Source organism: Ruegeria sp. TM1040, assembly GCF_000014065.1.
GTDB lineage: Bacteria > Pseudomonadota > Alphaproteobacteria > Rhodobacterales > Rhodobacteraceae > Epibacterium.
Genome location: NC_008044.1, coordinates 1,227,621 through 1,251,708, shown reverse-complemented (window position 1 = coordinate 1,251,708; position 24,088 = coordinate 1,227,621). Strand labels below are relative to the sequence as shown.

The 24,088-nt window shown below is 61.3% G+C and carries 20 protein-coding genes and 1 tRNA gene; 8 read left to right on the top strand and 13 right to left on the bottom strand.

From position 1 onward, the window contains the following. Positions 1 to 118 precede the first annotated feature (118 nt). Positions 119 to 784 carry an rRNA large subunit pseudouridine synthase E gene (locus TM1040_RS10140; RefSeq protein WP_011538501.1) on the top strand — a complete coding sequence of 222 codons (666 nt, stop codon included), beginning with the start codon at positions 119 to 121 and terminating at the stop codon, positions 782 to 784. 5 nt (positions 785 to 789) lie between these two features. On the opposite strand, the gene TM1040_RS10135 is transcribed toward TM1040_RS10140, so the two are convergent. Next, positions 790 to 1,104, bottom strand: a complete 315-nt coding sequence (locus TM1040_RS10135; protein WP_011538500.1) for a cupin domain-containing protein — start codon at positions 1,102 to 1,104, stop codon at positions 790 to 792. A 134-nt stretch (positions 1,105 to 1,238) separates the two neighbouring features. On the opposite strand from TM1040_RS10135, the gene TM1040_RS10130 reads away from it, so the two are divergent. Further along, complete coding sequence (locus tag TM1040_RS10130) at positions 1,239 to 1,658, top strand: Lrp/AsnC family transcriptional regulator (RefSeq protein ID WP_044027085.1); 420 nt, start codon at positions 1,239 to 1,241, stop codon at positions 1,656 to 1,658. Positions 1,659 to 1,677: 19 nt separating this feature from the next. On the opposite strand, the gene TM1040_RS10125 is transcribed toward TM1040_RS10130, so the two are convergent. Continuing rightward, entirely contained in the window at positions 1,678 to 2,343 is a 666-nt protein-coding gene (locus TM1040_RS10125) for an alpha/beta hydrolase (protein ID WP_011538498.1), read from the bottom strand. Further along, positions 2,340 to 2,972 (bottom strand): DNA-3-methyladenine glycosylase family protein, encoded by a 633-nt coding sequence (locus TM1040_RS10120; protein ID WP_011538497.1) that lies wholly within the window; start codon positions 2,970 to 2,972, stop codon positions 2,340 to 2,342. Before TM1040_RS10120 ends, TM1040_RS10125 begins: the two co-directional genes overlap by 4 nt. 78 nt (positions 2,973 to 3,050) lie before the next feature. Between TM1040_RS10120 and TM1040_RS10115 the strand changes: the two genes are divergently transcribed. Continuing rightward, positions 3,051 to 4,274 (top strand): MFS transporter, encoded by a 1,224-nt coding sequence (locus TM1040_RS10115; RefSeq protein ID WP_044027084.1) that lies wholly within the window; start codon positions 3,051 to 3,053, stop codon positions 4,272 to 4,274. A gap of 57 nt (positions 4,275 to 4,331) precedes the next feature. Here the strand turns inward: TM1040_RS10115 and TM1040_RS10110 are convergent, their stop codons facing one another. From TM1040_RS10110 to pdxH, 9 genes are all read right to left on the bottom strand, one after another. Beyond that, positions 4,332 to 5,108 (bottom strand): squalene/phytoene synthase family protein, encoded by a 777-nt coding sequence (locus TM1040_RS10110; RefSeq protein ID WP_011538495.1) that lies wholly within the window; start codon positions 5,106 to 5,108, stop codon positions 4,332 to 4,334. Continuing rightward, entirely contained in the window at positions 5,098 to 6,726 is a 1,629-nt protein-coding gene (gene cimA / locus TM1040_RS10105) for a citramalate synthase (protein WP_011538494.1), read from the bottom strand. Before cimA ends, TM1040_RS10110 begins: the two co-directional genes overlap by 11 nt. Then, positions 6,723 to 8,096: a cysteine--tRNA ligase gene (gene cysS / locus TM1040_RS10100; RefSeq protein WP_011538493.1), complete on the bottom strand. Its 1,374-nt coding sequence runs from the start codon at positions 8,094 to 8,096 to the stop codon at positions 6,723 to 6,725. The genes cimA and cysS overlap by 4 nt, the downstream gene beginning before the upstream one ends. Positions 8,097 to 8,631: 535 nt before the next feature. After that, complete coding sequence (locus TM1040_RS10095; RefSeq protein ID WP_011538492.1) at positions 8,632 to 9,120, bottom strand: hypothetical protein; 489 nt, start codon at positions 9,118 to 9,120, stop codon at positions 8,632 to 8,634. A gap of 486 nt (positions 9,121 to 9,606) precedes the next feature. Then, on the bottom strand, positions 9,607 to 13,260 hold the full coding sequence (locus TM1040_RS10090) for a vitamin B12-dependent ribonucleotide reductase (RefSeq protein ID WP_011538491.1): 3,654 nt from the start codon (positions 13,258 to 13,260) through the stop codon (positions 9,607 to 9,609). 794 nt (positions 13,261 to 14,054) lie between these two features. After that, a tRNA-Pro gene (locus tag TM1040_RS10085) sits at positions 14,055 to 14,131 on the bottom strand. Positions 14,132 to 14,174: 43 nt separating this feature from the next. Next, positions 14,175 to 14,654 (bottom strand): DUF192 domain-containing protein, encoded by a 480-nt coding sequence (locus tag TM1040_RS10080; RefSeq protein WP_011538490.1) that lies wholly within the window; start codon positions 14,652 to 14,654, stop codon positions 14,175 to 14,177. After that, entirely contained in the window at positions 14,654 to 15,193 is a 540-nt protein-coding gene (locus tag TM1040_RS10075; RefSeq protein ID WP_011538489.1) for a cold-shock protein, read from the bottom strand. The genes TM1040_RS10080 and TM1040_RS10075 overlap by 1 nt, the downstream gene beginning before the upstream one ends. A gap of 127 nt (positions 15,194 to 15,320) precedes the next feature. Beyond that, positions 15,321 to 15,926 carry a pyridoxamine 5'-phosphate oxidase gene (gene pdxH / locus TM1040_RS10070; RefSeq protein WP_011538488.1) on the bottom strand — a complete coding sequence of 202 codons (606 nt, stop codon included), beginning with the start codon at positions 15,924 to 15,926 and terminating at the stop codon, positions 15,321 to 15,323. Between the two features lie 167 nt (positions 15,927 to 16,093). Here pdxH and fabI point away from each other — a divergent pair, with 167 nt between their 5' ends. The 5 genes from fabI to trpE all read left to right on the top strand — a co-directional run bounded on the left by fabI (position 16,094) and on the right by trpE (position 22,298). Then, the gene (gene fabI, locus TM1040_RS10065; RefSeq protein WP_011538487.1) at positions 16,094 to 16,900 is read left to right on the top strand and encodes an enoyl-ACP reductase FabI; all 807 of its coding nucleotides are present in this window, start codon (positions 16,094 to 16,096) and stop codon (positions 16,898 to 16,900) included. Positions 16,901 to 16,906: 6 nt separating this feature from the next. After that, entirely contained in the window at positions 16,907 to 17,437 is a 531-nt protein-coding gene (gene gpt, locus TM1040_RS10060; RefSeq protein WP_011538486.1) for a xanthine phosphoribosyltransferase, read from the top strand. 151 nt (positions 17,438 to 17,588) lie between these two features. After that, a complete protein-coding gene (locus TM1040_RS10055; protein ID WP_011538485.1) occupies positions 17,589 to 18,764 on the top strand; it encodes an aminotransferase in 1,176 nt (391 codons plus the stop codon). Positions 18,765 to 18,927: 163 nt separating this feature from the next. Beyond that, positions 18,928 to 20,763, top strand: a complete 1,836-nt coding sequence (locus TM1040_RS10050) for a peptidylprolyl isomerase (protein ID WP_011538484.1) — start codon at positions 18,928 to 18,930, stop codon at positions 20,761 to 20,763. Positions 20,764 to 20,786: 23 nt separating this feature from the next. After that, a complete protein-coding gene (gene trpE / locus TM1040_RS10045; protein WP_011538483.1) occupies positions 20,787 to 22,298 on the top strand; it encodes an anthranilate synthase component I in 1,512 nt (503 codons plus the stop codon). A gap of 94 nt (positions 22,299 to 22,392) precedes the next feature. On the opposite strand, the gene TM1040_RS10040 is transcribed toward trpE, so the two are convergent. Then, a complete protein-coding gene (locus tag TM1040_RS10040; protein WP_044027081.1) occupies positions 22,393 to 23,904 on the bottom strand; it encodes a polysaccharide deacteylase family 2 protein in 1,512 nt (503 codons plus the stop codon). Positions 23,905 to 24,088 lie beyond the last annotated feature (184 nt).

Sequence of the window (24,088 nt, the reverse complement as noted above, 5' to 3'; positions counted from 1 at the left end):
AGGATGATTCCGTGACAGGGGCGTGACAGTTATCCACAGCCCAAAAAACAGGCGTTCTGCGCTGCGGCACCGATGCCCGGGCTTGCACCGCGCCCCGCCTGCCCGTAGAGCGATCCTCATGAGCCGCTTGATCCGTTTCAACAAACCCTTTGATGTGCTGCCGCAGTTCACCGATCGTGGCAGCGAGGGCAGCCCGCGCGCAACGCTTAGCGATTATGTTGACTGTCCCGGCGTCTATCCCGCAGGGCGTCTGGACCGCGACAGCGAAGGGCTGATGCTGCTCACAGACAATGGCCGCTTGCAGGCCTGGATCAGCGACCCAAAGCATAAGCTCGAGAAAACCTATTGGGTTCAGGTGGAAGGCATCCCCACCGAGGACGCTTTGAAGGCCCTGCGCCAAGGCGTTGATTTGAAAGACGGAATGACACGCCCCGCAAAGGCGGAACTGATCTCGGAACCCGCACAGCTCTGGGCGCGCACGCCGCCGATCCGAGAGCGCAAATCCGTGCCGACCGCTTGGCTCGAACTGAAGATATCCGAAGGCAAAAACCGGCAGGTGCGGCGGATGACGGCCGCTATGGGCTATCCGACCCTGCGTCTCATCCGCTATGCCATTGGCGCCTGGACGCTCGATGGTCTGGCGCAGGGCAAATGGGACGATCTTGACCCGCCCCGCGTGCCCGGCCCGCCAAAGCCCGCGGCCAAACCGCATCGCAAGCATGCCGCAAAACGGCGCGCCACGGCGACACCTGCCCGCAAGCCCCGGCAGCGCCGCGACGGCTAATCAGATCAGATGCTGCCCTCAGCTTCGATCACGAGGACACGCGCCGCACCCCGCGGATGCGCCACATGCTCGTCCCCGGCCTCGGCGTGAAAGATATCCCCCTCCGACAGCGAGAAGACCTCCTCCCGACCGGTCTGGCGCACATGCATATCGACCGCACCCTTGAGCACGACAAAGACCTCGGCCCCGTCGTTGACATGCCAGACATAGGCTTGATCCGTCCAATGCAACCGGACCGTGGTGGCACCGGTAAATCGTTCAATATCAAGCGCATCCCATGCACGCGTGCCGGTAAACTCAAGCGGTGAAATCAGTTTCATCTTTCTCTCCATTCTGATAGCGCGCATGATCTTTTACGAATGGACGCAACAACAGCCCGCAGAGCGACGGAAAATGACGGCGTTTCGCTGTTTTGGACCGGCACAGGCGCGGGCGCTTTGAAAAGGACGGCGACGTGGATCTCGATCCAACCAATCGGCGCATTCTGGCGGAACTTGCGCGAAATGCCCGCCAGAGCACCGCTGCCATCGCGCGCGCGGTTCATCTCTCGCGCCAGGCGGTGCAGGACCGGATCCGCGCGATGGAAGATCAGAACATCATTACCGGCTACCACGCAGCAGTCACCGAGGCCGCAGCGCCCTTGCGGGCGATGATCCTGCTGCAGTTTGCGACACGCCCCTGTGCACCGGCGCTGACCTGGCTTTCAGAAGTCTCGGGCATCACCTATGTGGCCTCGCTGGCCGGGGAATGGGACGCAATGGCCATGATCGCGGTTGCAGATACAGATGCGCTCACGCAGCTCAATGACCAAATAGCAAAGAGCCCGCTCATCGAGCGGGCCCAATCTCAGATTATCCTTAAAGAACAGCGCTGAACGCTTGCTAGTTCGCCCGTCAGAGGCTCAGCTTGTCGCGCATGAAGGCAAGCGCCACGCTCAGCCCATCGGGGGCGATCCCATGGCCGGTTCCCTTCATCACATGGGCAAACACATCCCGAAAGCCCGCCTCCTGCAAGGCTTCGGCCGCCTGCGGCAGCGATTGCGGCGGCACGACGTCGTCCTGGTCGCCATGCACCAGAAGCACAGGCATCCGGCTCACGACCTCGTCGCTGAACGTCTCGGGCGAGAGCAAGCGCCCCGAGAATGCAACAATACCCGCCACCGGATCTTCGCGGCGCGGGGCGACATGCAGCGCCATCATGGTGCCTTGCGAAAAGCCCAAGAGCACCACCTGCTCGGGCAGCAGATCCTCGTCGACCATAAGCGCGTCGAGAAACGCATTGAGATCCTCAACCGCCGCCATCATGCCGCGCATGGATTCTTCCTCGGAAGAGCCATCGATCCACGGGATCGGGAACCACTGATAGCCCATCGGCGCCCCGGCGCAGGCCTCGGGCGCATCCGGCGCCACAAACAGGGTGTCAGGCAGATGTTCAGCCAGCGGATCGGCAAGGCCCAGAAGGTCAGCCCCATTGGCGCCATAGCCGTGCAGAAACACCACGGCAGAACGAGTTTCCCCGGAGAGCGGCTCTTTGCGGCCGGCAGTCAAAACGCGAGTCATCGGATCCCTTCCCTGTCCTTTGCCACATGGTAATAGGCCCACAAAAGCCGCGCCGCAACCGAGCGCCACGGTGACCAGGCCTCTGCCATCTCGCGCAGGGCGCGCTCTTTGGGGCGCTCGGACAGATCAAAAAGCATCCGCGCGCTCTCTTGCAGGGCCAGATCGCCAGGCGCAAAGACATCAGCGCGCCCCAAGGAAAACATCGCGTAAATCTCTGCCGTCCAGACCCCGATCCCTGAAACCTGTGTCAGTTCGGCGATCACCTCCGCTGTAGGAGCGTGCCGTAACGCCTTGAAATCAATGCGTGCCTCCGACAGGGCACGGGCATAGCGGATCTTCTGGCGACTGAGTCCGGCCGCGCGCAGATCCTCGTCGCTGGCCCATTGGATCTTGCGCGGCCCAGTAAGATTGGCGGCCCGCATCCGCGCCCAGATCGCATTGGCCGACGCCACCGAGACCTGCTGGCTGACAATGGCGCTGAGAAGCTGTGCAAACCCGTCAGGCTTGCGCCGCAGCGGCAAGTCCCCGGTCTGCGCGAGCGCTTCGGCAAAGCGTGGCTCTTGCGCCGCCAGCCAGGCAGCCCCTTCGGCCACGCAGGCCGGGGTCTCGATCAGGCGGCCCACCGTCATCTGGAGCCACGCGCGAAAATTGTATCGGTGCACTGCACGCCGCTTGTTCCTTCACCTGTTCAGGGCTACGCAATGGCCATGACTATGACCGCTCCTGCCCCCGACGACCATATTGCAAAGCGCAATGTTCTGATTCTTGTGCTTGCGCAGGCCTTTTTGGGTGCGCAGATGCCGATGATCTTCATCGTTGGGGGGCTGGCCGGTCAATCGCTTGCCACCAACCCCTGTCTTGCGACATTGCCGATCTCGCTCATTGTCGCGGGTTCGATGATCTCGGCCACGCCGATCTCTGCGATCATGCAGCGCTTTGGCCGGCGCGCTGGTTTTGCGATCGGGGCCACGGGCGGCGCACTTGGTGGTCTGATTGGCGGCTATGGGCTCTATACCGGGTCGTTTCCGGTGTTTCTCATCGGCAGCGCCCTCACCGGCGTCTACATGAGCGCGCAGGGCTTCTACCGCTTTGCCGCCGCCGACACCGCCTCTGACAGTTTCCGCCCCAAGGCGATTTCCTATGTCATGGCTGGTGGGCTCTTGTCGGCCATCATCGGCCCGCAGCTGGTCAAAGCCACAAGCGACGCCTTCGTCATTCCTTTCCTTGGCACCTATATGGCGGTGATTGCGGTCAATGTGCTGGGGGTCGGGCTCTTTGCGTTCCTGCGCATCCCCCGCCCCGAAGCCCCGAGCGAGGACGCCCCGATGGGCCGCAGCCGCTGGGAGCTGATGAAAACACCAACCATTGCCGTCGCGGTCATCTGCGCCATGGTATCCTATGCGCTGATGAACCTTGTGATGACCTCGACACCGCTTGCAGTTGTAGGCTGCGGCTTTGGTCAGGACGCGGCGGCGGATGTGGTCACATGGCACGTTCTGGCCATGTATGTGCCGTCCTTCTTTACCGGGCATCTGATCGCGCGCTTCGGGGTGGAGAAAATCGTTGGCGCGGGGCTTGTGATCCTCGCCGGCGCCGGTGCGGTCGCCTTGCAGGGCGTAGAACTCAGCAACTTCTTTGTGGCGCTTGTCCTTCTGGGCGTCGGCTGGAATTTTGGCTTTATTGGCGCAACCACAATGCTGGCCGGCGCGCATGAGGCGCATGAGCGCGGCCGTATGCAGGGTCTCAATGACCTCTTGGTCTTTGGCGGTGTCACCGTGGCATCACTGGCCTCGGGAGGCCTGATGAACTGCTCAGGCGGCAACCCGGTCGAGGGCTGGGCCGCTGTCAATATGGCGATGGCGCCCTTCCTGGTTCTCGCGGGGGGCGCACTGATCTGGCTGGTGCTGAAACCCAAATCCGCCGCGGCCTGATCGCCAGACGGGACCTGATCGCCAGCCGCAGTCTCAGTCCCCATTGCGCGGGCGCAGCTACCAGCGCCCGCTGCCAGCCTGCCACATCAGGCTGATACGCCGGCGGAACTCACTGACGCCAAGCGCCCCTGCCCCAACCCGTTCGGGCTCTGCCCGCACCTGCCGCAATAGCGCCTCCGCCTGCCAGCCGGGCAGGAGCGCCGCGCGCGCAGCGGGTGAGACCGCGCCCCGGCGACGGCGCGCCGCTGCCAGCCGATCCAGCCCACGCTCTGCCAAGGCGACCAGCCCTGCAGAGGTCCCATCCAAGAGCGGCACGCGGTGTTGCGCCTCAAGCTCCGGGATCGCCCGCATATAGGCCGCCAGACCCGCCGCATAGGCATAGTCACGCACAACGGCTTCGTCTGCCGCCCCCAGAGAGGCCGCCGCCATCCACATCAGCCCCCCGGCGTTTGCGTCGATATAGGCATCAAACGCCGCCTCATCCTCAAAAGGGTCGCGGTAGATGTCCCAGCGTCGCGCCTCCGCCATCGCGTCAATCGCTCGCGCCGCGCTGCGATCAACAAGCCGCGTGAGAGGTGTCGCCACATAGTGTCTGCGCACCGGCCCGCCTGCGGCGATCTCTGCGCCCACATCACGCCACCATTGCACCCGCATCTCTGCAATCATGCTTTCCTGGCTGGCCCAGGGCGCACGCGAAATCTCCAGGTTGAACGCATAGAGGGCAAACAGCACAGCACGCGCCTCTACCGGCGCGGCCATTGCGGCCAGGAACCGGTCTGGATCGCCCTTCTGAACCGCCTCGGCGCAGGCAATCAGGTCATCGTCAAACTGCATCCGCTGCCTCAGATGCATCCCGCAGAAGCTTCCAGTTCATCGCATCAAGCAGCGCGTCGAACGAGGCATCCAATATGTTGGCACTGACCCCAACCGTGGACCAGCGCCGCCCCTTGCCGTCCTCGCTGTCGATGATCACGCGGGTCACGGCCTCGGTGCCCCCCTGGGTGATCCGCACCTTGAAGTCGACCAGACGCATATCATCCAACACCTTGGAATAGCGCCCCAAATCCTTGCGCAACGCCTTTGCGAGCGCGTTCACCGGTCCACGGTCGCTGCCCGAGGGATCCAGCGATTCACTCACCGAGAGCAGCTTTTCACCGTCGACCTTGACCACGACCACCGCCTCGGAGAGGCTCACCATCTTGTTGTACTTGTTCTTGCGCCGCTCCACGGTGACCTTGTAGCGCTTCACTTCGAAAAACTCTGGCATCTGGCCCAGTTCTTCGCGCGCGAGCAGCTCGAACGAGGCCTGCGCGGTGTCATAGGAGTAACCCTCGGTCTCGCGTTCCTTCACCCGCTCCAGAATACGGCCCAACGCAGGGTCGCCTTTTTCAACCGTGAGGCCCGCCTCGGCCAGACGACGGCGCAGGTTCGACTGCCCGGCCTGATTGGACATCGGAATGATGCGGCCGTTGCCGACCACAGCCGGGTCGATATGCTCATAGGTTGACGGGTCCTTGAGGATCGCGCTGGCGTGCAGGCCCGCCTTATGGGCAAAGGCCGAGGCCCCCACATAGGCGGCCTGCTTCTGCGGCACCCGGTTGAGGATCTCATCAAGCATCCGGCTGACCTTGGTGAGCCGGGCCAGCGCGCCTTTTGGCACGCCTGTCTCATAGCCGCTCGCGTAGGGCTCCTTCAGCAGCAGCGTCGGGATCAGCGTGGTGAGATTGGCGTTGCCGCAGCGCTCCCCCAGCCCATTCAGCGTCCCCTGGATCTGGCGCACCCCGGCGTCCACCGCTGCCAGCGAACAGGCCACCGCGTTTTCGGTGTCATTGTGGGTGTGAATGCCGAGCTTCTCGCCCGGCAGCCCCGCAGCAATCACCTCAGTGACGATCCGAGACACCTCATGCGGCAGCGTGCCACCATTTGTATCACACAGAACAACCCAGCGCGCGCCCGCATCGAGCGCGGCACGGCAGGCCGCCAGCGCATACTCCGGGTTCGCCTTGTAGCCATCAAAGAAATGCTCTGCATCAAACAGCGCCTCGCGCCCCTCGGCCACGATATGCGCCACCGACTGCGCGATGTTGTCGAGGTTCTCGTCAAGGCTGATCCCAAGCGCGGTCGTTACGTGATAATCATGCGACTTGCCCACAAGACAGACCGACCGGGTGCCTGCGTTCATCACAGCCGCCAGCACATCGTCATTTGCCGCCGAACGTCCTGCCCGCTTGGTCATGCCAAAGGCGGTGAGCGTCGCGCGGGTCTTGGGCGCCTCATCGAAAAAGGCGCTGTCGGTGGGGTTGGCCCCCGGCCAGCCGCCTTCGATATAGTCCACACCTAGGTCGTCAAGGGCCTGGGCGATCTGCTTTTTTTCAAGCGTGGAGAATTGCACCCCTTGGGTCTGCTGACCGTCGCGCAGGGTGGTGTCATAAAGATAGAGCCGTTCCGTCACGACAGCGCCTCCAGCTTTGCAGCGTCAAAGCCTGCGCCCGGGACCAATTCCACCCCGGTTTTGGACATGCGCACCTCAAGCCCTGCCTCGGTATAGGCGGCCTTCAGGCGATCCACCTCGGAGAAATCCTTGGTCTCCATGGCCGCCTGGCGTGCCTTAAACAGGCGCGCCTCATGGGCCGAGAGATCCACCGAGGGCGCAGCAGCCCATTCGCCCATCTCATCGCCCAAAAGGCCAACCAGTTGGCCAGCCGCCAAAAGCCCTGCACCATCGCCAGCCGCCGCCAGCTTGTGCATCTCGGCAATCGCCCCTGCGGTATTGAGATCATCCGACAGCGCGTCCACAACCGCGGCAGCTGCGGTGGCGGCGGGCTCGATGCCCGCTGTCAGCGCCCGCCACTTGCGCAACGTCGCCTCCGCCTCGGCGGCTTTCTTCTCGGTCCAGTCCATCGGCTTTCGATAGTGGGTCTGCAGGAACACAAATCGCACCACCTCGCCCGGGATTCCCTGATCCAGGAGATCGCGCACGGTAAAGAAATTGCCCAGCGATTTAGACATTTTCTTGCCCTCAACCTGCAGCATCTCATTGTGCAGCCAATAGCGCGCAAACTCGCCTTCGGGGTTGGCACAGCAGCTCTGGGCGATCTCGTTTTCATGGTGCGGGAACATCAGGTCATTGCCACCGCAATGAATATCAAAACTCTCGCCCAAGAGATCATGACTCATGGCAGAGCATTCGATGTGCCAGCCCGGCCGTCCCCGCCCCCATGGGCTCTCCCAGCCCGGCTGGTCGGCATCCGACGGCTTCCAGAGCACAAAATCCATCGGGTTTTTCTTGTAGGGTGCCACCTCAACCCGCGCGCCAGCGATCATATCGTCAACCGACCGTCCCGAGAGCTGCCCATACCCTTCGCGCCAGGAGTCCACCGCAAAGAGCACATGCCCCTCGGCTTCATAGGCGTGATCGCGCGCGATCAACTCTTCGATCATGGCGATCATCTGCGGGATGTATTCCGTGGCGCGTGGCATATGCGTGGGCTGCAGCGCCCCAAGCGCGCCCATATCCTCAAGGAACCACTGGATCGTCTCCGAGGTGATCTCGCCAATTGCGCGCCCGCTTTCGGCGGCGCGAGTGTTGATCTTGTCATCGACGTCGGTGAAATTGCGCGCGTAGGTGACTTTCTTGTCGCCATAGACGTGGCGCAGCAGGCGAAACAGAACGTCAAACACCACCACCGGGCGGGCATTCCCAAGATGCGCGCGATCATAAACCGTTGGGCCACAGACATACATTTGCACATTGTCGGGATCAATCGGCGTAAAGACCTCTTTCTTGCGGGTCTTTGAGTTGTGCAATTTGATCGTCGTCATGTCAGCTCCTTCGACAACAAGTCAGCGCGGGCAAATCCCAAGCACCACAGCAAGCGCACTGCGCGTAGCGCGGGCTTAGCAACTTGTCACAAGAAAGAGAACGACAGAAACCAGCCCGCTGTGGATCAGCAGGCAATACAGATGGTAATAATGGTTTCGGTATGCGCCATGGGTTGGGCCTAGCACAAGTTGTGACAACGGCCAAGCCCGGAGTTCGCAGGCGTTCCTCCGCGCACTTGGTTCAGGTGTTGCGTTTACGCCTTGCCACACTGCGGTGTCGGCAGAGTGTCCGGCTGGGACCATAAAACGATCCGAAGTTAAGTGGCCCTTTCCGCCACGCTGTCGGCCATTTTGTCAGCAAGTCTGTTAGCGAGCGTGTCCGTCTCAATTTGTTGAACCTTTGGGTGTCTGGTCTCAGACCCAAGCCCCAGCCGTTGGACCTCAAATTCTTTAGGTGCCGCCGAAATCCTACCCCCGCCCATACACGCAGCCTGTCCGGAGTTCGGCATTCTCCGCAGGGATGCGGTTGCGCCGATCAGAACCGAAAGGAGGCGGTAAGCGCCAATTGCCGGTGCTCTGGTGACAGGGAATAGTTGCCATCCTCGCCATAATCTCCGCTGACGCTGCCTCGCAACTGAAAGCCCGGAGAAATCTCGACTTCCCACCCAAGACTGAGGGCCTCTTGCTCCGGAAGTTCCTCGACAAAGACAGAACCGACGGCGCGCGGGACCAATTCGAACGTCGCCGTTTCACCCGACGCGATTGCAACAGGGGGAAATTCGACCCGATAGCCGGCCCCTGAGTCCGCCTGCGGCACAGATCGCCCTGCCTGAGGCTCTGCGCGCAGCGTTGGGATGGGGTCCGGCGAGAGTGTCCCGCTCGCCAGTCGCGCGCCAAGGAACCGCCCGGACCAGTCATCGGCCAGCCCTGCGGACCCAACCAGCAGGCCGAGCGCGGCGACAGCCCCCAAAAGAGGTGTCAGACCACACAGGACGCCCATGTTATGCCGAGCAGCAAAGCGCATCGGTCAACCCCATCAAAACAAGAAGATACAAGCCCCGAAAGGCCGCCGGGCCGCGCGACTCCGGCCCTGTGTTCAGGGTCGTTCATTATGCTTAACAATTCGTTCAGTCGGCTGGGAAAATCGGCATCAGATCGCAAAAATCCGGCCTGCTGCCGCGCCGGAGACCAGCGGCTTCACCAAAGCAAAGGCCCCCTCCGATTGGGAGAGGGCCAGTTTCGCCGATCAGGCTCTTTTTGTTGACCGCCCGATGTTTTTCTTGCCTTGTCCTTCTCGGCGTATGGGGTGAGCGCACCCACCCCAGACAGATTTCGAAACTCCAAATGTCTGAGCTCCGATCCTGGTGAGAGATCAACCGCAGTGATCCCTCTTGTTCGTCGGGGATGCCCGCAGATCCAAAAGAGCCGCCTCATCCCCTGCGCATCCCCCGAGGTAAGCCTACGGATGCGGTCTTGGATCCCGGCGCACGCCTTGGCGCCGGGAGATCTCTTAGCTACAGCCCGAGGTGGAGCCGCAGGTGTTGCATTTCATGCAGGTGCCGTTGCGCACCAGCGTGTAGTTGCCGCATTCGCCGCAAGGATCCCCCTCATAGCCCTGCATCCGGGCCTTGGTGCGCGCATCCATTGCGCTGCTCACGGCCGGGGCCTCAGAGGTCTCAGGTACCAGTTTTTGCAGGGCTGCAACCGGATCAGTGCTACCATCCAGAGCGGTCACCGCTACACTGGTCTGGCCGCCTTGCAGCACCACCAGTTCCTGCGGCAGACGCTTGCGCAGATAGCCGGTAGAGGAGATCTGCTTTAGCACCTCGAGCGATTTCGACGCAGCCCCATCGCTCAGCTCAGAGAGGTTCGACACGCCCTCTTCTGCTTCGCCACGGCCCAGATCATCAAAGGTTGCGCCTTCGGGCTTCACATGCGCCAGATCCGTCCGATCAAGGTAGCTGACGGCGAGTTCGCGGAACACATAGTCGAGGATCGAGGTCGCGTTCTTGATCGAGTCGTTGCCCTGAACCATGCCCGCAGGTTCGAATTTCGTGAATGTGAAGGCATCCACAAATTCCTCGAGCGGCACGCCGTATTGCAGACCAACCGAGACCGCAATGGCAAAGTTGTTCATCATCGCCCGGAAGCCCGCGCCTTCCTTGTGCATGTCGATGAAGATCTCGCCGAGGTTGCCGTCCTCATATTCCCCCGTGCGCAAGTAGACCTTGTGGCCGCCGACAACCGCCTTTTGCGTATAGCCCTTGCGGCGCTGCGGCATCTTGGTGCGATGAGATTTCATCACCTCCTTGATGACCACTTTCTCGACGATCTTCTCGGCCAGAACAGCCGCTTTTTCCGGCACCGAGCCGCTCTCGAGCACCTCCGCCGCCTCGTCATCATCCTCAACGAGCGCCGCCGCGAGCGGCTGGCTCAGTTTGGAGCCGTCACGATAGAGCGCATTGGCCTTCACACCCAAGGACCAGCTCAGCTCGTAGGCCTTCTGACAGTCCTCGATGGTGGCGTTGTTGGGCATGTTGATGGTCTTGGAAATCGCACCGGAGATAAAGCTCTGCGCGGCCGCCATCATCTTGATATGGCTCTCAACCCCAAGATAACGCTTACCTTTTTTGCCGCAGGGGTTGGCACAATCGAAGATCGAATAATGCTCTTCCTTGAGATGCGGCGCACCTTCAAGCGTCATGGTGCCGCAGACATGGTCATTGGCAGCCTCAATGTCGGCCTTGGAGAACCCAAGGTGACGCAGCAGATCAAAGGCCGGATCATTCAGCTTATCGGCAGGAATGCCCAACACGCCGGTGCAGAACTCCTCGCCCAATGTCCACTGGTTGAACACAAACCGGATGTCAAAGGCACTCTCAAGTGCAGCGTCCACCTTTGCCAGCTCATTGGGGCCAAAACCATGGCCGGTGAGCGAGGTGTGGTTGATCCCCGGCGCGTTCCCGATGGAGCCATGACCGACCGCATAAGAGACGATCTCTTCGATCTGCGCGGAGGAATAGCCGAGCCCTTCGAGCGCCGAGGGCACCGAGCGATTGATGATCTTGAAATACCCGCCACCTGCGAGTTTTTTGAACTTCACGAGGGCAAAGTCCGGCTCGATCCCGGTGGTGTCGCAGTCCATCACCAGACCAATGGTACCGGTGGGCGCGATCACGGTGGATTGGGCGTTGCGATAGCCGTGTTCCTCGCCAAGGCGAACCGCCTCGTCCCAGGCGCTCATCGCGAGTTCCGTGAGACGCGCATCCGGGCAATTCTGCAAATCCAACGGCACCGGCTTCACGGTGAGCTTGTCATATCCCTCGGTCGCACCATAGGCCGCGTTGCGGTGATTGCGCATCACCCGCAGCATGTGGTCGGCATTGCGCTCATAGCCCGCAAAGGGCCCCAACTCGGAGGCGATCTCGGCAGAGGTCGCATAGGCCACACCAGTCATGATCGCTGTCAAAGATCCGCAAAGCGCGCGGCCTTCGTCGCTGTCATAGCCGTAGCCCATGTTCATCAGCAGGCCACCGATGTTGGCATAGCCCAGACCCAGCGTGCGGAAGTCATACGACAGCTGCGCGATTTCCTTCGATGGGAACTGCGCCATCATCACCGAGATTTCCAGCGTCAGCGTCCACAGACGGCTGGCGTGCATGAAATCTTCGGCCTGGAACACGCCGCCCTGATAGAAGGTCAGGAGGTTCAGCGACGCCAGGTTACAGGCGGTGTCGTCCAGGAACATGTATTCAGAACAAGGGTTTGAGCCCCGGATCTCACCATCTTCGGGGCAGGTGTGCCATTCATTGACAGTGTCGTGGAACTGGATGCCCGGATCGGCGCAGGCCCAGGCTGCGTGGCCGACCTTCTCCCAGAGATCACGCGCCTTCACGGTCTTGGCGACCTGGCCGTCGGTGCGGTTGATCAGCTCCCAATCGGCGTCTTTTTCGACCGCATGCAGGAATGCATTGGTGACGCGGATGGAGTTGTTGGAGTTCTGGCCCGAGACCGACGAATAGGCCTCAGAGTCCCAATCGGTGTCATAGGTCGGGAACTCGATGCTGTCATAGCCCTGACGAGCATAATCCAGCACGCGTTTGATATAAGTCTCTGGGATGGCGACCTTCTTGGCTTCGCGGATCGCTTTTTTCAGAGCCGGGTTTTCCGCCGGATCATAGGCATCCTCAGAGAGACCGTCCCACGTCCGCAGCGCTTCAAAGATACCGTTGAGCATCTTCTCGTGCATCTTGGAGCCGGCCACGATGGAGGCGACTTTCTGTTCTTCGAGCACCTTCCATTCGATGAATTGCTCGATATCCGGGTGATCGGCATCCACGATCACCATCTTCGCTGCTCGACGGGTTGTCCCGCCTGATTTGATCGCGCCAGCAGCACGATCGCCGATTTTCAAAAAGCCCATGAGACCAGAGGATTTGCCCCCACCAGAGAGCTTCTCGCCCTCGGCCCGCAGATGGCTGAAGTTGGTGCCGGTGCCGGAGCCGTATTTGAACAAGCGCGCCTCACGCACCCAGAGATCCATGATGCCACCGTCCTGCACCAGATCGTCCGACACGGACTGGATAAAGCAGGCGTGCGGTTGCGGGTGCTCATAGGCGCTGTCGGATTTGGTCAGCTTTCCGGTCTTGTAATCCACATAGTGATGCCCCTGCGCCGGGCCGTCGATGCCATAGGCCCAGTGCAGGCCAGTGTTGAACCACTGCGGGCTGTTGGGCGCGGCGCGCTGGGTTGCCAGCATATAGCGCATCTCGTCGAAATAGGCGCGCGCGTCCTCCTCGGAGGAGAAATAGCCCCCCTTCCAGCCCCAGTAGGTCCAGGCCCCGGCCAGACGGTCGAACACCTGTTTGGAGGAGGTCTCGCCGCCGAGCTCCACATTGTCATCAGCTGGAACCGAACGCCACAGGAACTCCGGCACGCCTTTCTCGCGGACTTTCTTCAGGCGCGACGGGACACCGGCCTTGCGAAAGTACTTCTGCGCGATCACGTCGCTGGCCACTTGGCTCCAGGTCGATGGAACCTCGATGCCTTCGAGCCGGAACACGATGGTGCCATCAGGGTTTCGGATCTCGGACGTCGCCCCGATGAAATCCAAGGATGCATAGGCATCCTGCCCTGCTTCTGTGAAACGACGCTCGATTTTCATGGCTACACCTGTCCCAATTAGTCCCGCTTGCGCACCGGCACCCAGCGTACCGGCCTGTGTTGCCGCCAGGGGCTAAGCACAAAATCCATCATCCGGCGCAGGTTCGCTCCCACGCTCGAAGGCCCTACACCGGCCCAAAATTAACGGTTTTGCACTAAGCACCATGCAAGGGAGCAGCGATTGAAATCCAACTAGATCTTGTGGCGCCCCCAAGCGACACCCACAATCTCGCGTAAGAGAGCCTAAAGGGTCAACGCAAATTTTCAAATTTTACGGACCAGAATCCAGTTGACCGTTTTTACGGTTTCGAGGGTCGCGCCGAGCATATGATTCATCCACAGGCGCAGAGGTGGATCGCCAAATTTGAATGCTTGGTTAAGGAAAGATGAAAACTCTCGTAATGAGAGGGGCTTGTCCGCAGGACGTCATTCGTGCACGCGCAGAATGCATCGATACAGTGGCATTTTTGAAACAACTCACGGATGATTTACCGGCCGTATTCAGAGCCGCGACCGATCTGCAACGCCCCGCACGCGACGCGCTGCTTCCGCAAAAATTTCGAGCAGATTTTGACCCCTCCTGACGCCAGATTGCGTCAGTTTCTAAACAAAGGGTAAACACCATATGTGGGTATACCGACGAACCGACCCGCTATTCGTAGGGAGTGATTCTCTCTGGAACGTGATCTGAGCGTCAACTCACCCAAAAGAGCGGGTTGAGTTTCCTGCACCCGACGCCGCTGCTGAACCCGAAGGTTCAGCAGATAGCAGGGTCTTCATCATGTGAGGAAGAAATGGTCGGGGCGGCGAGATTCGAACTCACGACCCCCTGTACCCAAAACAGGTGCGCTACCAGACTGCGCCACGCCCCGGACCGTGCGTCTTCCTAACGGGGCTGTTCTGATTTGAAAAGCCCTAACAGGGCCATTTTGCAGCTTCAGATGAAAAAACTTCGTGCCGCATCTCAGTGCCAACTGAAATCCCGTAGGTCTCGACGATGCCAGCGTTGACCTCGAGCACGACCAACACCTGATCGCCCCCCGGAATCGGCGTAAGATCCCCGGGCAGAGCGTTTTTATGGATGTGCGATACGACGCCGTCCGCCTCGACAAAGATCATGTCGAGCGGGATCAAAGTGTTTTTCATCCAGAAAGCCACGCGCTGCGGCTCTTCGTATATGAAGAGCATGCCAGAGCGCGCAGGAAGGCTCTTGCGGTGCATCAGACCCTGAGCGCGGGTTTCGGGCGTGTCGACCACTTCGACCGAGAACCGCGCCTGCCCCCACGGGCCGCGCAGATCTACATGGTCCCGCGAACAGGCCGCGGTAGCCAGACCAGAGGTCGTGACGACCCAGAGGGCGACGGCTGCGATATGCGAGGCCGCCCGACGAATCATCAGACGCTGCTGGTGTCTGAAGAGGCTGCCTCCCAGGCAAGCACATCCACAGCCATCCGGCCACGTTTGCCGTCGATCACGCGCATCGCCAGTGCCTCGCCGGACTGCACGTCAGAGAGCCCCGACTGGCGCAGCACTTCGACATGCAGGAACACGTCTTCGTCGCGGCCAAACACATTGGCAAAGCCAAACCCTTTGGCTTTGTCGAACCATTTCACGCGCGCAGGCTCCAGCGGTGTGTTGCTGAGCTCCTCGTCATCCAGCTGTGCCAGATCACTCAGGACGGGGGTGTCCTCGCGCTCCGGTGGGGTAATGGATACGATTTCAACCGCCTGCACACCGCGATCCGTGCGATGGGTCACAACCTCGATCCCGGCGCCATCCGCGACAGAGCTTTGCCCGAAGTTACGCAGGACGTTCACGTGCAAGAGAATATCGGGACCATCGTCAGGACAGACAATGAATCCATACCCCTTAGCGGGGTCAAACCACTTCACTAGTCCACGGACATGCTGCAAACTGCTCAGATCATCGGCCACTTTAGTATTCCACCGGTTCGTTTTTTATTTCCGTGATGCCCGCCTACCTGCGCGAAATCCATATCGGAGTTCAAGAGCAAAAGAGTCAGGAGCCACAGAGTGGCCCATGGGCGTTTTCACGGTGATCTTACGGGCTAAGACGCGTGATTGTCCAATTATCATGTGAAGTATTTTTTCGCCACACAAAACGGTCGTGCAATCGAAAGGCCCCATCCGCCCAAAATTCAATTTCAATCGGTGTGATCCGGTAGCCGCCCCAGAATTCCGGGCGCTTCGGATTTGGACCTTTCTGGGCAGTGATCTTGGCCACCTCTGCCATCAGGGCGCTGCGCGAGGCGAGCGGCTGCGACTGCTTGGAGGCCCAGGCCCCAAGACGGCTCTTGAGCGAGCGGGACGCAAAATACTCATCCGCCTGCGGTCCGTTTTCCTTGGTGACATGTCCGCGCACGCGGATCTGGCGACGCAGGGATTTCCAGTGCATCACAAAGGACGCGGTGCCGCTGGCCTCGATCTCCTGTGCCTTGGCGCTCTCATAGTTGGTATAGAACACAAAGGCAGCGTCTTCGATTTCCTTCAGCAACACCATGCGGCTGTTGGGCATGCCGGAGGCATCCACGGTCGCAAGCGCAATGGCATTGGGGTCGTTGATTTCGGTCTCGGTGGCCTCTGCCAGCCACTTGCGGGCGATCTCAAACGGATCATCGCCGCCAAAGAGTCCTTCACGATCAGACATAATGGTGTTTCCCTACTGCTTGCGCATACATCTAGTGGCCTTGCAGGCCGTTGGAAAGGGGGACGTTCTGCCCGATTGAACGCCCCCACAAGAGCGAGTAGGCTTGATGACTTTGCCCCAGCGGGCTAAAGGACATTCTATTAACCGATCACAGGCGGAGAACCTGCATGTCTAGTCAACTGATGGCCGGTAAGCGCGGCCTCATCATGGGCCTGGCCAACGACAAATCCATTGCGTGGGGCATCGCCAAAGCCTGCGCCGAGGCCGGGGCGGAACTTGCGTTCTCCTATCAAGGAGACGCGCTCAAGAAACGCGTTGGACCACTGGCCGAACAGCTGGGCAGCGACATTGTTCTGCCCTGCGATGTTTCAGACGAAGCATCCATCGACACACTCTTTGCGTCCCTCGAGGAAAAATGGGGCAAGCTTGACTTTGTTGTGCATGCCATCGGCTTTTCCGACAAGAACGAGCTGCGTGGTCGCTATGTCGACACCAGCCGCGCAAATTTCCAGATGACCATGGATATTTCCGTCTATTCCTTCACGGCCGTGGCGGCGCGTGCGGAAAAGATGATGGAAGCCGGCGGCTCCATGCTGACGCTGACCTATTATGGCGCCGAACAAGTGATGCCGCATTATAATGTCATGGGTGTCGCCAAGGCCGCGCTGGAAGCCTCTGTGAAATATCTCGCCGAGGATCTGGGCAAGGACGGCATCCGCGTCAACGCGATTTCTGCCGGCCCGATCAAGACCCTGGCCGCCTCCGGCATTGGCGATTTCCGCTACATCATGAAGTGGAACGAATACAATTCGCCCCTGCGCCGCAATGTGACCACCGATGACGTGGGCAAATCCGCGCTCTACCTGCTGTCGGATCTCGCCTCCGGTGTGACCGGCGAGAACCTGCATGTGGATGCGGGTTATCATGTGGTCGGCATGAAGGCCGTGGACGCCCCCGATATCGAGAAAGGCTAACCCCTGATGAGCACCAAGGATCCGAACCGCCTGCCCCACGAGAAGGGGTTTCACATCTCCTGGGATCAAATCCACCGAGACAGCCGCGCGCTGGCGTGGCGTCTGGACGGGCTTGGCCCCGACGATGGCCATTGGCGCGCCGTGGTGGCGATCACCCGCGGGGGCATGGCGCCCGCAATGATCGTCGCGCGCGAGCTGGATATCCGCACGGTGGATACCATCAGCGTGAAATCCTACCACTCCGGCGGCGGCAAGGCTGATCAGCGTCGCGAGGCCGAGGTGCTCAAGAGCCCCGACGCGGACATCATGGGCGATGGGACCGGCATCCTGATCGTGGATGATCTGGTCGACTCCGGCAAAACGCTGGAACTGGTGCGCACCCTCTATCCCAAGGCGCATTTTGCCACCGTCTACGCCAAGCCCCAGGGTGAGCCGCAGGTCGATACCTTTATCACGGGCGTGAGCCAGGACACCTGGATCTTTTTCCCGTGGGATATGGCGTTGCAGTATGTCGAACCTTACCGGGGTACGGATTGACCCAGCGTCAATTTAGAAAATGACAAAACGCGCCCCTGTTGGCGCGTTTTCTTTTTTGGCTTTGTTTTCCATCTCTTGTCTTGAGATTTGAAAAGCGGCCGAATAGCAAAAATCCGAAAAAAATTACGTCACGTCAAAAGAGGAAATTCAAATGCATCTTTCCCGCACCAACGCCACTTTTGTTTCGCCAATCGTGCAATCCCGGCGCTGGCTGGAAGATGTGACCTTTTCCGACGATCTGCCGCTCCTCAATCTCAGTCAGGCCGCCCCGGCCGATCCACCACCAGAAGGGCTGCGTCAGGCGATGGCCGACGCCCTGTTGTCAGAGACCAGCGCCCATCTCTACGGACCGGTGCTTGGCAATGCGGATCTGCGCAAAGCTCTCGCCGCCCAAATCACGCGCCACTACGAGGCGGACATCACACCGTCCGAGGTCGCGATCACCTCGGGCTGCAATCAGGCCTTTGCCGCCACCATCCAGAGCCTCTGCGCCGAAGGTGACGAGGTCATCCTGCCGACGCCATGGTACTTTAACCACAAGATGTGGCTCGACATGCAGGGGGTCACCACCCTGCCCTTGCCTGTGGGCGACGGAATGTTGCCAGAAGTCGCCAAGGCCGAAGCGCTGATCACGCCGCGCACTCGCGCAATCGTCCTGGTCACACCCAACAATCCCTGCGGCGTTGAATATCCCGCGGCCTTGATGGACGCGTTCTTTGAGCTGGCACAGCGTCATGGGCTCACGCTGATTGTGGACGAGACCTATCGCGATTTCGACAGCCGCGATGGCGCGCCCCACGGGCTGTTTTCGCGCAAGGACTGGCATGAAACCCTGATACATCTCTATTCCTTCTCCAAAGCCTATCGGCTGACCGGCCATCGCGTGGGCGCGATCGTGGCTGCGCCCGAGCGCCTGCTCGAGATGGAGAAATTCCTCGATACCGTCACCATCTGTCCCGCGCAGATCGGCCAGATCGGCGCCAAATGGGGGATCGAGAACCTCGATGACTGGCTCGCTGGCGAGCGCGGCGAGATCCTCGCGCGGCGCGACGCCATTGCCGCCGGATTTGCTCCGCTGGCGGCAAAAGGCTGGCAGCTTTTGGGACTGGGGGCCTATTTCGCCTATGTGGCGCATCCGTTCGCGGCAAGCTCCGACGAGATAGCACAACGCCTGCTTCACTCGGCTGGCATGCTGCTTTTGCCGGGCACGATGTTCACACCGGCTGGCGCCCCCGAGGGCCACCGCCAGTTCCGCATTGCCTTTGCCAATGTCGATCAGACCGGCATTGCGGAGATGCTCGCGCGACTGGCGCAGTTTGACGGTTGATAAAACCTCTGGGCTCCGCCGCGCGTCTATGCTTGCTCCCGCCGGGGCAGACGCGTATTCAGGGCGACGACAGGAGACCGCCGAGCCATTCGGCAGAATTTCGGCCGCCCGGCATCCCCGCCCCGGCGCGCCAGCAAAAAAGACGACATAAAGGGCCGCAGGCATGAAAAAGCTTTCAAAGACCTTCGTTTGGATCCTCATGGGTCTGTTGTTCGTGGGGCTTGCGGGCTTTGGTGCGATCAACGTATCCGGCACCACCCGCACGCTGGCCACCGTGGGTGATGCCACCGTCAGCGTTGATGACTACGCCCGCGCCCTGCAACAGGAACAACGTGCCATTCAGGCCCAGTCCGGCCAGTCCATTCCCCTGTCGCAGCTGATCGCCATGGGCGTGGATCGCGGTGTGCTCTCGGGGCTTGTGGCTACGGCCGCGCTCGACAATGAGCTCACAGAGATCGGCCTGTCTGTGGGCGACGAAGTGCTGCTCGAAGAGATCACCCGGATTTCGGCCTTCCAGGGGTCTGATGGCAGCTTCAGCCGCGACAACTACCGTTTTGCCCTTGATAACGCAGGTCTGTCCGAGGCTGAGTTCGAGGCCGACATGCGGTCTGAAACCGCGCGCACGCTGCTGCAAGGGGCCATCACCGGTGGCACCCGCATGCCCGCGGTGCTGGGCGAGACACTCACCAACTATATCGGTGCGCGTCGCAGCTTTTCCTATGTTCGGCTCGCCGAGGCCAACGTCCCCCTGACCGCGATCGCGCCCACCGAGGATGCGCTCAAGGCTTATTACGAGACCCACATCGAGGATTTCACCCTGCCCGAGACCAAGGTGATCACCTATGTCGCCCTGCGCCCCGACGCGCTGGTGGATCAGGTCGAGGTGGATGAAACCGCTCTGCGCGGTCTCTACGAGGAGCGCGACGCAGAATTCAACGTCCCCGAGCGCCGCCTTGTCGAACAGCTGGTGTTCCCCGACGAGGACGCCGCCCAAACCGCCAAGGCCGAGCTCGATGTGGGGGGGACCACCTTTGAAACCCTGGTGGCAGATCGCGAACTCTCCCTGTCGGACATCGACATGGGTGATGTGGCGATTGGCGACCTTGGCGCTGCGGGCGAAGCCGTCTTTGCCGCCGACGTGGGCGCCGTGGTTGGCCCGCTTCCATCAGATTTTGGCCCCGCGCTCTACCGTGTGAACGGCGTGCTCGAAGCGAATTTCACCAGCTTTGAAGAGGCCCTGCCGGTCTTGCGCGAAGAGCTGGCTCTGGATCGTGCCCGCCGCCTGATTGAATCCCGCGCCGAAGGGCTGGATGATGCGCTCGCCGGTGGCGCGACGCTCGAAGATCTCGCCGAGGAAGAAAACGGCGTGGTGCTCGGCCAGCTTGACTGGACCGCCAATACCACTGACGACATTGCGGCCTATGACACCTTCCGCAACGCGGCAGAGGCCGTGACGACCGAAGATTTCCCCGAAGTGGGCTATCTCGAGGATGGCAGCCTCTTTGCGTTGCGCCTCGATGAGGTCCTGCCCCCGCGCCCCGAGCCCTTTGAGGACGCGCGCACAGCCGTTTCCGAAGCCTACGAGGGCGACCGGATCGCCAAGGCGCTTGCCGCGCAGGCCGAACAGATCAAAACCGCGACCGAGGGCAACAACGGCCAGTTCCCCGAAGGTCGCGAAGTGATCGAGCAGACCGGCCTTACCCGGACCGCCTATCTCGATCAGACCCCGGTTGATCTCCTCAATCAGGTGTTCGAAATGGAAGTGGGCGAAGTGCGTGTTGTCTCCGACGCAGAAGGCACTGTTGTGGTGCGTCTCGACGAGATCCTGCCCCCGGATGACGGCAATGACATGCAGTTCCTGTCTCAGGCGCTCGGCGATCAGCTGAACCAGTCGCTCTCCAACGAGATCTTCCAGATCTATCTGCAATCGGTTCAGACCCGCGCCCGTCCGCAGGTCAACCAACAGGCCGTGAATGCTGTTCACGCCAACTTCCAGTAACTCAGTACGAGGCGCATGCGCTTATGGCCCTGATCCCCGATTTCGACAGTTTCGCCAAAGCCTATGAGGCGGGCGAAAACCAGGTGGTCTACACACGGCTTGCCGCCGATCTGGATACGCCCGTCTCCTTGATGCTGAAGCTCACCGGCGCGCAGAAGGATGCCTTCATGCTGGAATCGGTGACCGGCGGCGAGGTCCGCGGGCGCTATTCCATCATCGGCATGAAGCCTGACCTGATCTGGCGTGCGCGGGGCGAACAGGCCGAAATCAACCGCGCCGCGCGGTTCGATCCCGAGGGCTTTGCCCCGCTCGACGGCAACCCACTTGATACACTGCGCGCGCTACTGGCCGAGAGCCGCATCGACCTGCCGGATGATCTGCCACAGGCGGCGGCGGGGCTGTTTGGCTATCTGGGCTATGACATGATCCGCCATGTGGAGCATCTGCCGGATGTGAACCCCGACCCGCTTGGCCTGCCGGACGCGGTGATGATCCGCCCCTCCGTGGTGGCCGTGCTGGACGGTGTCAAAGGCGAGGTCACAGTGGTCTCTCCCGCCTGGGTCAGCGAAGGCCAGTCGGCGCGCGCGGCCTATGCTCAGGCTGCCGAACGCGTGATGGATGCGGTGCGTGATCTTGAACGTGCCATGCCCGCCGAGACCCGCGATCTGGGCGAGGCGCGCGAGGTCGCGCCCCCGGTCTCCAACTTCACCAAGGACGGCTACATGGCCGCCGTGGAGAAGGCCAAGGACTACATCCGTGCCGGCGACATCTTTCAGGTAGTGCCCGCACAGCGCTGGACGCAGGAGTTCCCGCAGCCGCCCTTCGCGCTCTATCGTTCGCTGCGACGCACCAACCCCTCGCCGTTCATGTTCTACTTCAACTTCGGCGGTTTTCAGGTGATCGGCGCCAGCCCCGAGATCCTCGTTCGGGTCTTTGGCAACGAGGTCACCATTCGCCCCATTGCTGGCACCCGTCCGCGCGGCGCAACCCCCGAAGAAGACAAAGCGCTGGAACAGGATCTGCTTGCCGACAAGAAAGAGTTGGCCGAGCACCTGATGCTCTTGGATCTGGGCCGTAACGACGTGGGCCGCGTTGCCAAGATCGGCACCGTGAAACCCACCGAGGAATTCATCATCGAGCGCTACAGCCACGTGATGCATATCGTTTCGAATGTTGTTGGCGAACTCCACGAGGACAAAGACGCGCTCGATGCATTTTTTGCAGGCATGCCTGCGGGTACGGTTTCCGGAGCGCCCAAGGTGCGTGCGATGGAGATCATCGACGAGCTCGAACCCGAAAAGCGCGGCATCTATGGCGGTGGCGTCGGCTATTTCAGCGCTGGCGGCGACATGGACATGTGTATCGCGCTGCGCACAGCCATCGTGAAGGATCAGAACCTCTATATTCAGGCCGGGGGCGGCGTCGTCTATGACAGCGACCCGGAGGCCGAATATATGGAGACCGTGCATAAATCGAACGCGATCCGCCGTGCGGCTGCAGATGCGGCGCGCTTTACCGGCAACGGCAACCGCTGAGCTAAATGCCCAGCAGGGAAAAGAAAAACGCGCTCCCGAGATCCTCGTGGAGCGCGTTTTTTTTGACATTCGGCTGTCGCATTGGCCGACGGTATTAGTTTGAGACCGGCTCCAGCAGGCGTTTGAGACTGGTCGAGATCGGCACCAGCGCCACGCTGCTGGCGCGGTCTTGCAGCCCCCAGATCAGCAGCGCGGAAATCGTGTCCGGCTTCAGACGTCCCAGCATGATGACCGCGCCCTCCTGACCGGAGCGGAACGCGGCCTGGTCCAGAAAACGGCGCATGGCGCGCGGGTCCTGACCCGCGCCGTCAAAGTCGCGAAACACCACGCCCGAAGGAATACCATCGCGCAGCGCCATTTTGTGGACCGTGTTCAGGCCATTGTCCTGTAGCACCAGCCCATAGCCCAGATCACCGGCGATGCTGGCCACCTGATCCGCAAGCGCCCGGTTGCCCTGCACGCCGCTGTCGATGCCCTCAAGGATGCCCACCGCCTCTGGAAGGCGGTCAAACCACACCGGCATCGCGGTTTCGGCGTCCTGCGGCTGGCCTTCGCGGGGCAGATCCGCCAACACCATGACCTCAAACCCCGCCGCGCGCCGGGCTTTCATGCGTGCCACCGCATCCGGGTCGCTCGGGTCGATGGTAAACGTCAGCGGATAGGGGAAATCCTCAAGCGCCTCGGCGCCCACCGCGCCTTCTTCTTCGACGAGGACAATCGACATCAAGGGCAGGCCCGGCTCCGGGTTTGCCGGCTCGCTGTTGCGCACAAAGGGCGCAGCACTACTGTCTGCTGCAGAAGACGCATCCGCGCCCGTGGTGTCGCGTTCTGTCAGTGGCAGCACGCGCGTGCCGATACTGGGTCCTGCATTTGTCTCTGGGTCCTCGGAGGCCTGCGGCAGATCCGCGATTCTCACGCCCCCATTTGCCCCCGCGTTGTCCTCGACCGGATCAGAAGGGGTGAGCGACCGCACGGGCGGAGTGGTCAACACGGGCGACGCGGTCACATCCGGAGGCGTGCCGATATCTGGCGCCTCCACTTGAAGCGTCTCCTGGCGCAGGGGCGCCGGATCGGCCTCGGTCGACAGATCGGGGGTGGGGATTTCCGCGTCTGGCGCCTGCAGTGGCAGGTCTGAGGCCGCCGAAACCTCGGGCCGTGTGGCGGAATCTGCTCCCAGATCCGGTGTGGTGTCTTGCGAGGGCGCCTCAGGGCGGATGCTGTCATCGCCACCAGACACGGGCGCATCCGCATCGGAAGTCACCGCAATCCGGGGGGTGTCGCTCTGAACCGGGGCGCCATCCAATGTGACCTCGGGATCGGTCGAAACGCTGGGACGCTCTGGCAGCGAAGTGTCGATCTCATCTGGGGCGCTGTCTCGGCCAAGGGCATTTGCATCGGGTTCCGCTGGGGCGGCCTCAACCAGATCTGCGTCGCTTCCGGGCACATCGGACGGGGGCGCTGGAACCTCACGCGGCTGCAATGTTGTGACGGGCAGTTCCTGCGAGACATCGACCGCCTGCGGCAATGGCGTCGACAGCGACCACACCGCCGCCCCCGCAACTGCGACCAGCGCCCCTACGCTCACGCCACCCAGAAATCCTCGCATGCCTGTTTCGCCTTCTCGCCTGTGCTCTTTCTCACGCGCGCCGCCCATCCAAAGGCCTCAGCGCCGGTCATCTTTACCGTCTGACGCGCGCCAGACCGGATGTGCCCTTGACGCTGCCGCGCATCCCTGAACATGTATGGTCCCACACACTATACTGCGGCGCGCACCCCGCCCGCCACCCTTA